We start from the raw sequence: 13,566 nt of genomic DNA, 5'->3' as shown, positions 1-13,566 counted from the left end.
CGCGCCCGCCGGCGCCGGCGCCGTCCAAGTCGGCGCGCCCGGCGCCGGCGATGACGCAGTCGCGCTGGGTCGGCGTGGCCGGCGTGCTGTCGGCGCTGATCGGCGGCGCCATCATCGCCGGCCACGCGCGCCACCTGGGCGCGGCCACCATCAGCACCGCGCAGTCGGCCGGGCAGGTGCACGCCGCCGCCGCGTATGGCGCCGCGCTGCCCGGCGACGCCTTCGGCGTGCCGTCGCAGCCTGGCCTCGACCTGCATGTGGTGACGGGCGGCGCTCTGCTGGTCGCCGCCGGCTTGCAGGCGGCGCCGCCGGTGCGCGTCGATTTGTGCAGCCAGCTGCGGGCGGCCGGCAGCGCGCGGCTGGTGCCGCTGCGGCTAGGCTACCGCTTTGACGACGTGCGGCGCTGGGTCGCCCATCATGTTGAGAACAAGCGCGATGCGGCCGATCCGGTCTCGCTGCGCAACGTGCTGCTGGTGGACGGCGGCGCGGCCGATGCGAACCCGATGCCGGAAGTGCAGATCAGCGGCATGGCGCGCGCCGACTTCGCCGACCCGCTCAGCGAGCCGCTGCAACTGAGCTGGCACGCGGCGCAGGGCCAGGCGCGCTGGATCAGCGACGCCAGTTTCGGCCAGGTCGAGGAGGGCGCCAGCGCGCAGGTCGCGCTGCGCCAGCAGGGCTGGCTGCTGTGGGGCGGCGGCGCCGCGTTGCGCATCGAGCGGCGCGCCAACGCCATGTGCCCGCAGGCCGGCGATCTGGTGGTGCAGATGTATCGGCTGCCGTCGGCGGCGGCCGCGATTGAACCGGCGCCCTTGCAGGCGCTGGTGACGGCCTTCCCGGCGCGCGGCAGGGCGGTCGCGTCGACGCTGCCGACCGGCCAGTATCTGGTGCCGGCCGCGCCGCGCCGCGCGCTGGAAGACCAGACCCTGTTCCAGGATTTGCAAGCGCATGGGCTGGTGCGGCTCGACGCCAACGGCGCGATAGCCATCGTGCCGCGCGACCTGGCCCTGTGGAGCGGCGCCGCCGACACGGCCCGCGCCGCGCCGCTGCCCGGCTGGAGCGAGGTGCGGCTGGACCGCGCCGCCGTCAAATTAATCAAGCGCCTGTATTACGAAGCGGACGGCGACTACGTGCGCCAGCAGATCGACATCTACAACGGCGAGTTGCGCCTGCTGGCGTGGCGCGTCAAGTCCGGGCCGCAGTGGAATCCCGGCATGGGCGACGGTTCGCTCGCGGCCACCACGCAGATGCCCGGCGCCGCCGCCCGTCTGTTCGACGCTGTGCCGCAAGGCTGGCAGCCGTGGAGCCGCGTCGCGCACTGGCCGCAAGCGTCGGCATCGGCATCGGCATCGACATCAGCATCGGCATCGACATCGGCGCCGGCGCCGGCGACCGTGCGCCTGAGCGTGAATCTGCCGCGGCCCGCCGTCGGCGGTGAAATCATGGAACTGATGGTGATCGGCCGCGCCACGGCGGCCAGCGGCGCGCGCATGCAGCTGCGCGCGGCATGCAGCGGCCGCTCCTGCGCGTCCGAAAACGACGCGCAACTGGTGACGCTGACGCTGCAAGCGGGCGCACGCAGCGTGCAGCTCGACGTCGTCGCGCTGGCGATGCACGCGCCGGAAGACCAGAAATATCGCCACTTGCGCGTCGACGGCGGACGGCTGGTGTGGCAGGCGCTGGGCACGGGCGGCCTGCCGGCGGCGGTCAAGGCGCGGGCGCAGTCGCCGGTGCTGCTGCAGGACCGCAACGGCGCGCTGCTGTGGGCCGACGGCGCGCCGACCCAGGCCGCGCTCGACGCCGGCCTGGCGCCGCTGCTCGGTTTCAGCAGCGACCACGCCAGCAGCGTGGCGGGCATGCTGGCGCGGCTGCCGTCGGCGTCCGGCGCCGCCGTCTCGGCCCGCATGACGATAGACCTGGCGCTGCAAACACTGAGCCAGCAGGTGCTCGACTGCGTCGGCATGCGGCGCGGCCGTTGGGACGGCAAGGCCTGCGCCGGCGGCGCGCCCGCGCCGGACGGCCGCCACGCCGGCATGGTCATCCTCGACACGGAAAACGGCGACGTGCTGGTCGCCGCCGGCGCCGGCGCGGGCGTCGTCGACAGCGCCAACTGGGCCGAGGTGCGCGACTTCGACCGCGCCGATCCGGCCCGCAGTCCCTTGCGGCTGCCGGCCTTGCAGCACGACGGCGGCGCGCACCAAAGTCCGGGCTCCACCTTTAAAATCGTCAGCGCGCTGGGACTGGAACTGGCCGCCGCCGGCGACCCGCAGATCGACAGCCTGTTGTCCGGCATGCCGCTGGCCGCCATCAACCAGCTGGCGCAGCAGCGCGGCTACGGCTTCCACACCGACGCCGCCACCTATCCCGTCAACCCGCGCCTGGCCCACATCACCAACTACAAGGAGCAGAGCCTGGACCGGCGCGCGCAGGAAGGCCGACTGGGACTGGCGCAGGCGCTGACCTACAGCCTCAATACCTGGTTCGCGTGGTCGGGCGAAATGAGCGACCGCAGCCTGTTCGGCCGCCCCGACGGCGGCGCGCCGGACTTGCAGGCGCTCGACGCCAACGCGCTCGATCCGGTGCGGCCCATCGTCGCGGCGGCGCACCGCCTCGGCTTCGAGCGCGCCTGGCGTCTCGACGGCGGGCTGCTGCCGGCCGATTTCAACTGGTCGACCTGGGACGCGCTGCAAGCGACGCCGGCCCACATCGACCCGGTCCACACCCGCCACGAACTGCGCCAGATGGCCATCGGCCTGCGCATGCAGGTGACGCCGCTGCAAATGGCGATCGCCGCCGCCGCCATCGGCCAGGGCAAAGTGGTGGCGCCGCGATTGCTGCTGGCGCTCGACGGCAGCGACAGCGCGGTGCCGGCCATGCCGGACATCGGCATCCGCCTCGACCGCATCCGGGCCGGCATGAAAGGCGTGGTCGATGTCGGCACCGCCGCCAACGCCTTCGGCGGCAAGGCGCTGGCGCCGTTGCGGCCGAATTTGTACGGCAAGACCGGCACCGCGCCGACCGGCGACGACAGCGCGACCGTCTGGTTCACCGGCTGGCTGGAAGCGGGCAGCCTGCCGGGACAAACGCACCGCCTCGCGCTGGCGGCCTTCGTCAGCCATTCGGAGGCCAGCGGCGGCGAGCACGCGGCGCCGGTGGTGGCGGCCGTGCTCACCACGCTGCTGGCGCAGAAACCGGAACAGAGGGGGAAATAGCCTTGTAAGCCGGATAATGGCCGGCGCCATTCTGTGGCATGATTTTGAAGCGTCCGCTGGCCATACACGCTGCGATGGCCCGGCGCTCTCTTACACAGGATGGTATGCGCTTGCCAGGAACCCGTTATCAAGAGCATGGCTGGGAGCAGGTGCGCAAGCTGCTCGGCCGCTGCTCGCTGCACGCTTTCCGGCAGCTCGACATGGCGCTGATGCTCGACGCCGCGCGCCACGCCGAGCTGCTCGACCACTACACCGACGCGGTGGCGGCGGCGCTGCGCCGGTCCGACAAGTCGGCGCGCGCCGAAGCGGCCGGCAACAGCTATGGCGACAGCGTGTGCGAACTGGCGCTCAGCCTCGTCTTCGAATTGCAGGCGCAGCCCGCGTATTGGGCCGGACTGACGGGCGCCATCGCCGCCGAGCATGCGCGCATCGGCGCCTTCTGGCAGCAGGCCGCGGCCGATGGCAACCTGCGCAAAAAAGTCAACGACATGTACGCCGGCCTGCGCGACAAGATCGACGCCGACAACTACACCGTCAACACCGGCGTGGCCTGCTCGCCGAACAAGATATACACCTACCGCATGCTCGACACGGCCTATCGCGACATCGCGCAGCTGTTCGCCGGCTGGCGGCAGCACGCCGCGCAGGTCGGCGCCATCCTCGGCCGCGAGCTGGCCGGCATACCGATCGAGGCGCGGCAGATGAAGTCCATCGCCGGCTGCAAGGCCGAGTGGATCATCCGCTGGAGCGCGTCGCGGGAGGCGTTCAGCGGCTCACCCGGACCGCTGCACACCAAGTCGAAGCGCTTCTCCAGTTTGAAAAACAGTCCCGAAAAAATCGCCGCCATGCTGTGCGAAATCGGCGATTATGAAGAACTGTCGGCGAACCTCGACAGCGGCGACGACTGGCAGAGCGACGCCGGCGAAGCGGCGCTATGGCTGGAAGACTACTGGCGCGTGATCGAGGAGTCGGAGGCGCAGCAGGCGGCGGCCGAGGAGGAGGAGCCGCTGGCCGACGTGGTCGACCAGATATTGCGGGCGCCGCCGTCCGATGAAGATGACGAGGAATTCGAGCCGGCCGCCGACACGCCCGCCCCCGAGGCGGAGGAGGACGAGCCGCCGCTGTCGTTTGCCGATCACGTCATCGCCGAGGCGCCGGCGACGGCCGCGCAGCTGGACGCCGAACAAGCCATCGCCGCCGCGCTTTCCCTGCCCCTCCGCTATCTTGAGTTGGCGCGGTCGGCACAGGACAACGCCAGCTGGGCGCTGCACGTTTTGAAGGACGACACGCTGGCGATCCGCCTGGCCGTGTATCACAAGCTGCTCGGCGCCAGCGACGACAGCTATCCCGATGCGTGGCTGGACCCGGCCACCGGCGAGCTGCCGACCTTGCAGCAGCTGGCGGCGCTGGACCGGATTTCGATGCCGACCCTGCGCAAACGGCGCAACGCCGCCATCGACAAGCTGCACGCCGCACCAGCGCGCGGCAGCGTAAAGAAGGAGTTTGCATGAATTCGACACCGCTAGACGAACAGCTGCGACAGCGTTTGCTGCTGACCCGCGCCGCGCCCGGCGACCGCCTGATGCTGGCCGACGAGACCCTGCTGGCGGCATTGTCCGGCGGCCGCGCGCTGACGCCGAACGAACGCGCGGCCTTGCAGCAATCGCCGTTGACGCTGCGGCGTTTTCGCCAGTTGGCGCTGGAACGGCGCGCCGCGTTATCGGCCGCATCGGCATCGGCATCATCATCGGCGGCGGCCAACGACGCGCGGTGGCAAGGCAGCGCCGGCATGCTGCGCGCGGCGTCGAGCGGCGCCGCGCTGGAAGAACTGGCGACCGACGACCGTTACTGGACGCTGCACTTCCTGCCGCAAGACGGCGGCTGGCAAGTGGTGCTGACGCTGGCGTCGGGTGCGCCATTCGCGGCCCGCCTGCTGCGCGAACAGACCATGCTGCGCGTGGTCGACGGCGGCGGCGCCATCATCCTGCAAGGGCGGCTCGACGCCGACGGCGAATGCGAACGCGCGTGGCCGTTCGAGAACGCGCCGGCGCCGCACTTCCACATCTACGGCGCCAGCTTCGTCGTCGAACCGGTCGCGCCCTAGATCATGGGCCTGTTCACGCGACGGCGCCGTCCAGCCACCGATACCGATGGCCTGGGCGGGCACGTCGTCGCGCTGCGCATGGCCGATGGCGACGCCGCGCCGGCCGGTGCGGCGGTCGTCATCTTCAACGCCGCCGCTTACGCGCGGCGCGGCGCGGCCGGCCGCATCGCCGTCGGCGAAGGCGAAACCGTCTTCTGCTTCCATCCCGGTCCCTACAGCAGCGACCTGACGCCGTTCGCCGCCGCGCCGGAACTGGGCCTGCGCCTGCGCTTCCTGATCGACGCCGCCGATCCGCGCGTGACGCAGCAGCGCTTCGATCTGTTTTTGTTCAGCGAAGCGGGACCGCGCTTGACGGTCGCCGATTTTTCCGCCGCCATCGAGGCGGCGCTGCAAGCGGAGCTCGGCCAGGGCAGCCTCGATCTGCCGCCATGCACGTCGGTGGAGGAGTGGCACGCCTTCCGCGCCGGCTTGAACCAATTGCTGTACACCCGCTTCGGCGTGACGGTCGACGATTGCGTGCCGGTCGATCTGGGCGAGCGCGTCGACTTCGCGCAGCTGCTGGCCGCGCGCGCCGTGGCCGTGGCGCGGCCGGCGCCCGTGATGGCGGCGGCCAGCGCGGCGCCACCGCCGGCTCCTGCCGCCCGCGATGCGCAACCGGCCGTGCGGGCGGCGGACGCCAGGTCGCTGCGCCGCCTGTTCCTGGAACTGCCGGCTTTGACTAGCGGTTTGCGCCTGCTCGTGCTGCCGGCGGGGCAGCCCTTGTTCCAACTCCATCAGAAGCTGTTGCAGCGACTGGGCTTGATCGCGCTGAGCGCCAGCACCATGCCGTCGCTGGAATGGAGCGCGCCGAATCAGCCGTCGCCGTTGTCGCAACAGGAGCGGCGCGCCGCCGGCAGCGCGCTGGCGGTGAAGTCGCTCGACGAGGCCTGGGGCTTGCTGGCCCGCTTGCAGCTGGCCGTGCCGCTACAGTTGGCCGAATTGTTCGATGAAGCCGACCGCATCGTCTCCAATCTCGATGATCAATTGCAGCGGCGGCGCTTGGCCGATGCATCGCTGCCTATGGTGGACGACGATAAACCGGATGACGATAAAACCGTGGCATCCACAGAGCGCAAGGAGCCGACGTGACGACACTGCCCGACAGCGCCCAATGCCGCAGCGTGCTGGCCGATGGCCGCGTGCTGACGATCACCGCCACGCGGCGCCCGCGCGCCCATCGCGCCGACGTCAAATGCGCGGTCCCCGGCGCGCCCGCCATCGTCGAGCGCATGCGGGAAGTGGTGCGCCTGGCGCGCCACACCGAAGCGCGCTTCGACAGCCGCGATCAGATTGTGCTGAGCATGGACCTCGCGCCGACGGCGCTGGAGCGCGACTGGGAACTGGCCGCCGTGCTGGCCGACCGCATCGTGCGCGGCGCATACCGGCAGGCCGACGATGCCTCGACGCTGTTCGCGCTGGGCTGGTCCGACGCCTGGCATCTCGGCAAGGTCGACGGCCGGCCGGCGCAGGCGGTCGAGCGCCTGCGCCCGCACCGCGCGGCGGCCGGCTGCGTGATCCTCGGCGACGATAAGGCCGATGGCGATGGCGATGGCGATGGCGGCGGCGAGCGCGATGGCGCCAGTTTGTACCTGTCGCACCTGGGCGGCTTGACCGGCCACACCGATCCATCGGCCTCGGTGTCGACCGCGCGCGCGTGGTTCCCGCTGCACAGCGGCGGCATCAACGACAGCCTCAATTGGGTCGAGGTCAGCGTCCATCCCCTGGCCGCCATCGCGGCCGGGGAGGAAGAGGAGGACACCATCGCGGCGCCGGAACTCGACGCCGCCGCGCAGCTGGCGGTGCGCCAGGCGCTGGCCGGCGCGCGCCATTTCGATGGCCGCGGCCTGGGACGCTGGCGCACCGTGGTGCGCTTCGGCCAGCCGCGTTTCCAGGGCTCGTCCTATGAACTGGCGCTGGTGATGGCCGACCGCCTCGCGCGCGGGCGCGAGTTCGTGCCGCGCGGCCGCGTGATCGCCAGCGGCTGTTCCAGCGCGTGGCACGCGGGCCGCGTCGACAGCGTGGAAGGCCGCGACGCGAAACTGATCTTGATTTTAAAGCAAGCCGGCCGGGGCGACCGCGTGTTGCTGCCGCTGGCCTGGCAAGCCGATTTACCGGCCGATTTCGCGCCGTCGCTGCGGGCCAGGGGTGCGACGCTGGCCTGCATCGGCCAGATCGGCGTGATCTGAATCGTGCGCAAGACTGCAAACGGTACGCCCCTGCTAAAATCGCACAGTGCAGGGCGACCGGCTAGATGAACCCTTGAAGGAGTTTGAGATGTTCCAAATGTTTGGTTTTGGCGGCGTCAAATGCCCGCGGTGCGAGCACCGAAGCGGCGGCGGGTCGGGCTATTGCGACAATTGCGGCCTGACGCTGGGCGCGCCGCGCAGCGAACCGCTGTTGCGCGACAACCGCTGGATACCGGCCAACGACGAACTGGCCGTCTATTTCGGCGTGCGCGAACTGTCGGGCATCTTCACCAAGACGCTGCGGGTGCCGGCCACCGCGCGCGCCTACATCCTCCAGGCCGACAAGGCGACCGAGGTGCCGCAGGGCGAATATGAAATCGAAGGTTTCTTCACCCGCCTCAACCACCTGCTGCGCAACCAGCACGCCGAAATTCTCATCACGCGCTCGATGCCGTTGCCGGTCGAATTCGTGTTCAGCGATCTGCACACGGCCGAACACCTGAAGGTGTCGGCGCGCTTCACGGTCGGCATCAAGATCGACAACGTCAGCGCCTTCGCGCAGCACTTCATGACCACGCCGGGCACCGTCACCACGCTGCACCTGCACGATCTGCTGGCGCCGTCGGTGCGCCAGCTGGCGGCGGAATTCGTCGGCGGCCGTTCGATGCGCGACATGGCCCACAACGCGGAACTGCGCCCGCAGCTGGACGAGCGCCTGCAGGCCGCGCTCAAGATGCGCCTGGCCGAATACGGCCTGGCCGTGGTGCAGGTCGAGACGATGGCGCTGCGCCACGATAAATTCGACAGCAACCGCGAACGCGTCGGCACCATGTGGCTGGTGACCGATGAACGCTTCGTGCAGCTGGAGCACGTCAAGCAGCTCGACGAGTTGTACAACGCGGAGGAGTGGCAGGCGGTCTGGCGCGAGGAGCAAAAGATGCGCACCGATTTCCGCCGCGCCGAATTGAAGCAGGACGCCGGCGTCGACAAGGCCGAACTGGCCTTGCAGGAAGCCGAGCGGGTACAGGCGATCCGCGCGCGCGAGGTCGACCTGTACGCCCGCATCATGGAATCGAAGACGCGCAAGGTGGCCATGGAGCGCGGCGCCGGCACCACGCTGGCCGAGCTGGAACACGAGCTGGCCAAACACCGCGCGGCGCGCGCCGGCGACGAAGCCGATTGGGCCCACGTGCGCCAGCTGGCGCAGATCAAGATGCGCACCGAGCTCGAATTGTCGCAACAGGAGGCGGCCGAGCAGCGCCAGTTGGCGCGGCAGCGCTTCCAGCACCAGTTGCAGCAGCAGTTGGTGCAAAACCAGATCGCGCAGGCGCTGGCGATCGAGGACGAGGCGCGCCGCCGCGCCGAGCTGGAACGGCTGCACAAGCGCGAGGCGGAGCAGAAGCGGCGCGAAGCCGAGATCGAGGCCGAGCATCACACGTCGCGCTTCCAGGGCGTGGCGCTGGAAAACGCGGCGCGCCGGCGCGAGGCCGAGCGCGTGCTCGAATGGCAGGACCAGATGCACCTGGCGCAGCAGCGCGACCTGCTGCGCGGCGACGCCGTCAAGGACGCGGCCAACGCGGTGCAGGTGGCCGAGATCAAGCAGAAGATCGAGGAGCTGGGCCGCAGCGGCGCGCAGGCCGACGCCGTGGCGCAGTACGAGAAGCTGCTGCGCACCATCGAGGCCGACGGCATCCACGCGCGCCAGAACCAGGCCAACAACAAGCAGGCCATGCTCGACCAGCTGGCCGTCGACGAACAGCGGCTGATCCTGAAGCAGAAGGAGCAGGAGGCCGACTGGCAGCGCGAGCTGAAAAAGCTGGAGCACGAGCGCGACGAAAAATTCGCCCGCTGGAAGGGCGAGCACGATATGCTGCTGGCCACGCAGGCGCATGAACTGCGCCGCATCGAGACCATCGGCGACTTGAGCGAGGCCGGCATGGTGGCCACGGCCGCCGGGCCGAACGCCGCCTCGCTGGCGCAGATCATGAAGCTGAAGATCCAGGGCGGCATGAGTCCCGGGCAGATCGAGGCGCTGGCGCAGGTGGTGGCGGCCGAGCAGGGCGTGACGCCGGCCGAGGCGGCGCGGCTGGCGCACGAGCGCGTGCTGGACGAGCGCGCGCACCGCGACGCGGAGATGGACAAGGACCGCCGTCACCAGCTCGATTTGATTAATCTGCAAAACGCCACGCACGCGAACGCGATGACGTCGCAAAGCCAGCTTGGCATCGGCGTGGCGCAGGCGGGGTCGCCGGCATCGGCAGCGGCGCCGGTGCGTTATTGCGGCAACGGCCATGCGTCGCGGCCCGGCCATCCGTTCGATAAATTCTGCGCCGAGTGCGGCGCACCGTACCAACCTTGATGGGATATGCCGTACCCAGATGATGCAAACCGCAAGAGACAAGATACGCGAACTGCGCGCCCTGCACGATGACGGCTTATTGAGCTTGCAGGAGTTCGACCGCCGCAAGAACGCCATCCTGGATGCCGAATACGCGCCGCCGGGCGGCAGCGCCACGCCGATCGCGTTCGCGCCGCGCCAGGGCACGGAGCTGGGCCTGATGTCGGGACAGGAGATCGGCCCGCAGAACCGCCGCTACCGGCTCGAACGCCTGATCGGCATGGGCGGCATGGGGCAGGTGTGGCAGGCCACCGACCTGGCCACGCACGCCGAGCTGGGACACAGCGACATGGTGGCGCTGAAAATCCTGCCGCCGCAGCTGACCCAGAGCGCCACCCACGCCAAGCTGCTGATCGAGGAGGCGACGCAGGCGCGCAAGCTGGCGCATGAAAACATCGTCCGCGTCTACGAGTGGGCGCAGGACCCGGCCACGTCCAGCTATTTCATCATCATGGAATACCTGGAGGGGCAGGACCTCGACGCCTACCTCGCCAAGTCCGGCCCGGTGCCGCTGGCCACCGTCTACGAACTGCTGCAACCGGTGGCCGACGCGCTCCAGTACGCGTGGGAAAAGCACAAGCTGGTGCACCGCGATATCAAGCCTGGCAATGTGTTCCTGACCCAGCGCGGCGAAATCAAGCTGCTCGACTTCGGCATCGCCTCGCGCGCGCGCAGCGCCGGCAGCAGCCTCGGTTTGCAGACCCCGAACGCCGGCACCGCCGGCTACCGCGCGCCGGAGGCGGGCACGCATCAGCGCCAGCCCAGTCCCCAGCTGGACGTCTACGCGGTGGCCGTGATGATTTACCAGATGCTGGAAGGGCGCGTGCCGTTCGACGACACGCGCAACGCCGAAGTCCACCCGCCGGCGCCGGCCGGGCTCAATCCGCGCCAGTGGCAGGTGCTGCAAAGCGGCTTCGCCTACGCCTACGAGCGGCGCCCGGCGACGGTGGCCGAGCTGTTCGATGCGCTGCGGCGCGCGGCTGGCCCGAGCGACGAGGAACTGGCGGCGCAGGCCGAGCAGGCCCGCGCGCGCGACCAGCAGCGTCAAAAGGAAGCGGCGGCGCAGGCCGAGCGGCAGCGGGCGCACGATCAGCAGGCGCGCGCGCTGGAACAGCAGCGCGCGGCCGAACTGGCGGCCAAGCGCCAGGCCGAGGCGCAGGCGGCGGCGCTGGAAAAAATCCGCGCCGATAAACTGCGCCGCGAGCTGGCCGTCAAGCAGCGCGCCGAGGCCGAGGAATCGGCGCGCATCCGCAAGCAGCAGTTGCGCGAGCAGCTACAGGCGCGGCGCGATGCCGATGCGCTCAAGGCGCAGCAGGAACGCGACGAGCAGCACCGCAAGGCCTTGCAGCTGAAGGCGGAAGCGGCCTATCGCGCGGAACAGGACCGGCACCGCAAGGAGCTGGCCGAGCGCAGCGCCAGGGAGTTGAAGGCGCTGATGCCGACGCCGGGCAGCCCGGTGGCCGATCCGACCGGCGTGCTGCGCGACCGTTTCGTCGATGGCACCGGCGTTGGGCCGGACCTGGTGCTGATCCCGACCGGACGTTTTCAGATGGGCTCCGCGGAGCACGAGCATCTGGTGGCGATCAAGGCCGGGTCGCAGAAAAACTGGCTGGAGCGCGAGACGCCGCATCACTGGGTCGGCATCGAGCAGTCGTTCGCGCTGGGCCGCTATCCGGTCACGGTCGGGCAGTGGAAGGTGTTTGTCCGCGCCACCAAATGGGAATCGCAATCGGACACGGACTGGAAAGACCCCGGCTTCAGGCAGACCGACGATCATCCGGTGGTCGGCGTGAGCTGGGTCGACGCGCAAAAATACCTGCGCTGGCTGTCCGAAAAAACGGGCCAGGTGTACCGGCTGCCGAGCGAGGCGGAGTGGGAGTACGCCTGCCGCGCCGGCACCAAGACCGCCTTCAGCTTCGGCGACGCGATCAGCACCGAGCAAGCCAACTACGACGGCAACTACACCTACAACGGCAGCGCGCGCGGCGAGTTCAAACAGGGCACGACCAAGGGTGGCAGCTACGCGCCCAATCCGTGGGGACTGTTCGACATGCACGGCAATGTGTGGGAGTGGGTGCAGGACGTGGTTCACGAAAACTATGTCGGCGCGCCGGTCGACGGCCGTGCGTGGGAAGAGGGCGACGACCAGATACGGCGCGTGCTGCGCGGCGGCTCGTGGCTGTACAACCCGCGCTATCTGCGCTCGGCGCTGCGCAACGGCTACTCGGCCGTGCTGGCCAACGACATCGTCGGCTTCCGCGTCGCGCGCAAACTGGTCTAGCCAAAATCGGCGTGATTGGCCACTCTGCTGCGGCATCGATGCTTTTATCATCACGGCATCGATATCACACTGCCGGTATATGCCATGACGAATATCAGGGAAGTTCCCGGGCCGCCCGCCGCCGCGCGCACGCTCGCCGCCGGTGCGGTGCTGGCGGCGATGGCCTATCCGTTTCTGTTAAAAGCGTATAGCGCGGCGTTGCTGGCGGGGGTGCTCTGGCTAGCGGCGCTGATGCTGGCGCTGGCCTTCGCGGTGCCGGTGTTCGGCTTCTACGTGGCATATCGGATCGGACGTCGCCCGGCGCCATCGTGCGGACAGGTCGTCGTCTGGCGCATCGCGCTGTTGACCATCGCTGTCCCGCCGCTCTACACCATGCTGGGCGTGATGCTGTACATGGCTGGCGATCCGGTGCCCGATACGACGGCGTGGCTGGCCGGCTGGCTGACGGTGCTGGCCGTGGGCTGGCGTGCCTGCGCCAGCCCAGCCGCTATCGATGCGAACGGCGCGACCGTGTCGCCGCGTTTGCGGGCCGCGCACGGAGGCAGCGCGCTGGCCATCGTCGTGCTGTTTTTGGTGATGCATCTGTCTAATCATTTGGCGGGCTTGCTGAGCGAGGCGGCTCACCGGCAGTTGATGGATCTGTTTCGGCATGTCTACCGGGCGCGCCTGATCGAGCCGCTGATCGTGCTGCTGTTTTTGTTCCAGGTGGCGTCGGGACTCGAGCTGCTGCGCCGGCACACGCTGCGTTCCGCCGATTTTTTCCGCGCGCTGCAAATCGCCTCCGGCGCCTATCTGGTGTTCTTCATTTTGGGGCATATGAATTCCGTGTTCATTTACGCGCGCGCGTTTGCGCATATCAAAACGGATTGGAACTTCGCGGTCGGCGCGCCGACGGGCTTGATGAACGATGCGTGGAATATCCGGCTGCTACCGCACTATTATCTGGGCGTGTTCCTTGTGCTGTCGCATCTGGCGCTCGGTGCGCGCGTTGTCGCGCTGGCGCATGGCGCGCGGCGCGCGTCGGCCGACCGTTACACGATGGCGGGAATAGCCGCGTCCGCAGTGGTCGCGCTGGCCATCATGCTGGGCATGACGGGTACGCACTTCGCTGGCGGGTGAGAAGTCGGCAAAAAAAGCTTGTTCGCGGATCGGAGGGAAACGGGCTCGGCATGGCCGCCCGGGGTGGTGGGTGGGGCCCTGCGCGCGCGTGTGGAAAATCTTCTATTTTGCCTTCTATTTCCTTCTGCTTTTTTCTGCTTTCTTTTATTTTGAACTTCGCCTGAATATGCAGGTCTAAATAGAGGAAAGCAGAACAAAATAGAAGGGGAAATAGAATGAAATCCACAGTG

General features: G+C 69.1%; 8 protein-coding genes. All 8 read left to right on the top strand.

Annotation, left to right across the window (positions count from 1 at the left end; translation table 11 throughout):
* Positions 1-3,209 (top strand): penicillin-binding transpeptidase domain-containing protein (locus Q0S71_RS26620; RefSeq protein ID WP_296002560.1); only part of this gene is annotated, 3,209 nt, incomplete at its 5' end.
* A gap of 104 nt (positions 3,210-3,313) precedes the next feature.
* Positions 3,314-4,720 (top strand): hypothetical protein, encoded by a 1,407-nt coding sequence (locus Q0S71_RS26615; protein ID WP_296002557.1) that lies wholly within the window; start codon positions 3,314-3,316, stop codon positions 4,718-4,720.
* Positions 4,717-5,313 carry a hypothetical protein gene (locus Q0S71_RS26610; protein ID WP_296002555.1) on the top strand — a complete coding sequence of 199 codons (597 nt, stop codon included), beginning with the start codon at positions 4,717-4,719 and terminating at the stop codon, positions 5,311-5,313. Before Q0S71_RS26615 ends, Q0S71_RS26610 begins: the two co-directional genes overlap by 4 nt.
* Positions 5,314-5,316: 3 nt before the next feature.
* On the top strand, positions 5,317-6,441 hold the full coding sequence (locus tag Q0S71_RS26605; protein WP_296002552.1) for a hypothetical protein: 1,125 nt from the start codon (positions 5,317-5,319) through the stop codon (positions 6,439-6,441).
* Positions 6,438-7,538 carry a hypothetical protein gene (locus tag Q0S71_RS26600; protein WP_296002549.1) on the top strand — a complete coding sequence of 367 codons (1,101 nt, stop codon included), beginning with the start codon at positions 6,438-6,440 and terminating at the stop codon, positions 7,536-7,538. The genes Q0S71_RS26605 and Q0S71_RS26600 overlap by 4 nt, the downstream gene beginning before the upstream one ends.
* Positions 7,539-7,626: 88 nt before the next feature.
* Positions 7,627-9,897 carry a hypothetical protein gene (locus Q0S71_RS26595; protein WP_296002547.1) on the top strand — a complete coding sequence of 757 codons (2,271 nt, stop codon included), beginning with the start codon at positions 7,627-7,629 and terminating at the stop codon, positions 9,895-9,897.
* A gap of 19 nt (positions 9,898-9,916) precedes the next feature.
* The gene (locus tag Q0S71_RS26590) at positions 9,917-12,217 is read left to right on the top strand and encodes an SUMF1/EgtB/PvdO family nonheme iron enzyme (RefSeq protein ID WP_296002543.1); all 2,301 of its coding nucleotides are present in this window, start codon (positions 9,917-9,919) and stop codon (positions 12,215-12,217) included.
* An 84-nt stretch (positions 12,218-12,301) separates the two neighbouring features.
* Positions 12,302-13,336: a hypothetical protein gene (locus Q0S71_RS26585; protein ID WP_296002540.1), complete on the top strand. Its 1,035-nt coding sequence runs from the start codon at positions 12,302-12,304 to the stop codon at positions 13,334-13,336.
* The last annotated feature ends 230 nt before the right edge of the window (positions 13,337-13,566 follow it).

This window comes from Rugamonas sp. (assembly GCF_025354735.1).
Lineage (GTDB): Bacteria > Pseudomonadota > Gammaproteobacteria > Burkholderiales > Burkholderiaceae_D > Rugamonas.
Note: the sequence above shows the minus strand (reverse complement) of the source record. Positions and strands in the feature narration are given on the sequence as shown.

What these genes read in the sequence shown, in the direction of transcription:
- Q0S71_RS26585 (WP_296002540.1), top strand. Translation starts at nt 12,302, where the DNA reads ATGACGAATATCAGGGAAGTTCCCGGGCCGCCCGCCGCCGCGCGCACG.
- Q0S71_RS26595 (WP_296002547.1), top strand. Translation starts at nt 7,627, where the DNA reads ATGTTCCAAATGTTTGGTTTTGGCGGCGTCAAATGCCCGCGGTGCGAG.
- Q0S71_RS26610 (WP_296002555.1), top strand. Translation starts at nt 4,717, where the DNA reads ATGAATTCGACACCGCTAGACGAACAGCTGCGACAGCGTTTGCTGCTG.
- Q0S71_RS26605 (WP_296002552.1), top strand. Translation starts at nt 5,317, where the DNA reads ATGGGCCTGTTCACGCGACGGCGCCGTCCAGCCACCGATACCGATGGC.
- Q0S71_RS26590 (WP_296002543.1), top strand. Translation starts at nt 9,917, where the DNA reads ATGATGCAAACCGCAAGAGACAAGATACGCGAACTGCGCGCCCTGCAC.
- Q0S71_RS26615 (WP_296002557.1), top strand. Translation starts at nt 3,314, where the DNA reads ATGCGCTTGCCAGGAACCCGTTATCAAGAGCATGGCTGGGAGCAGGTG.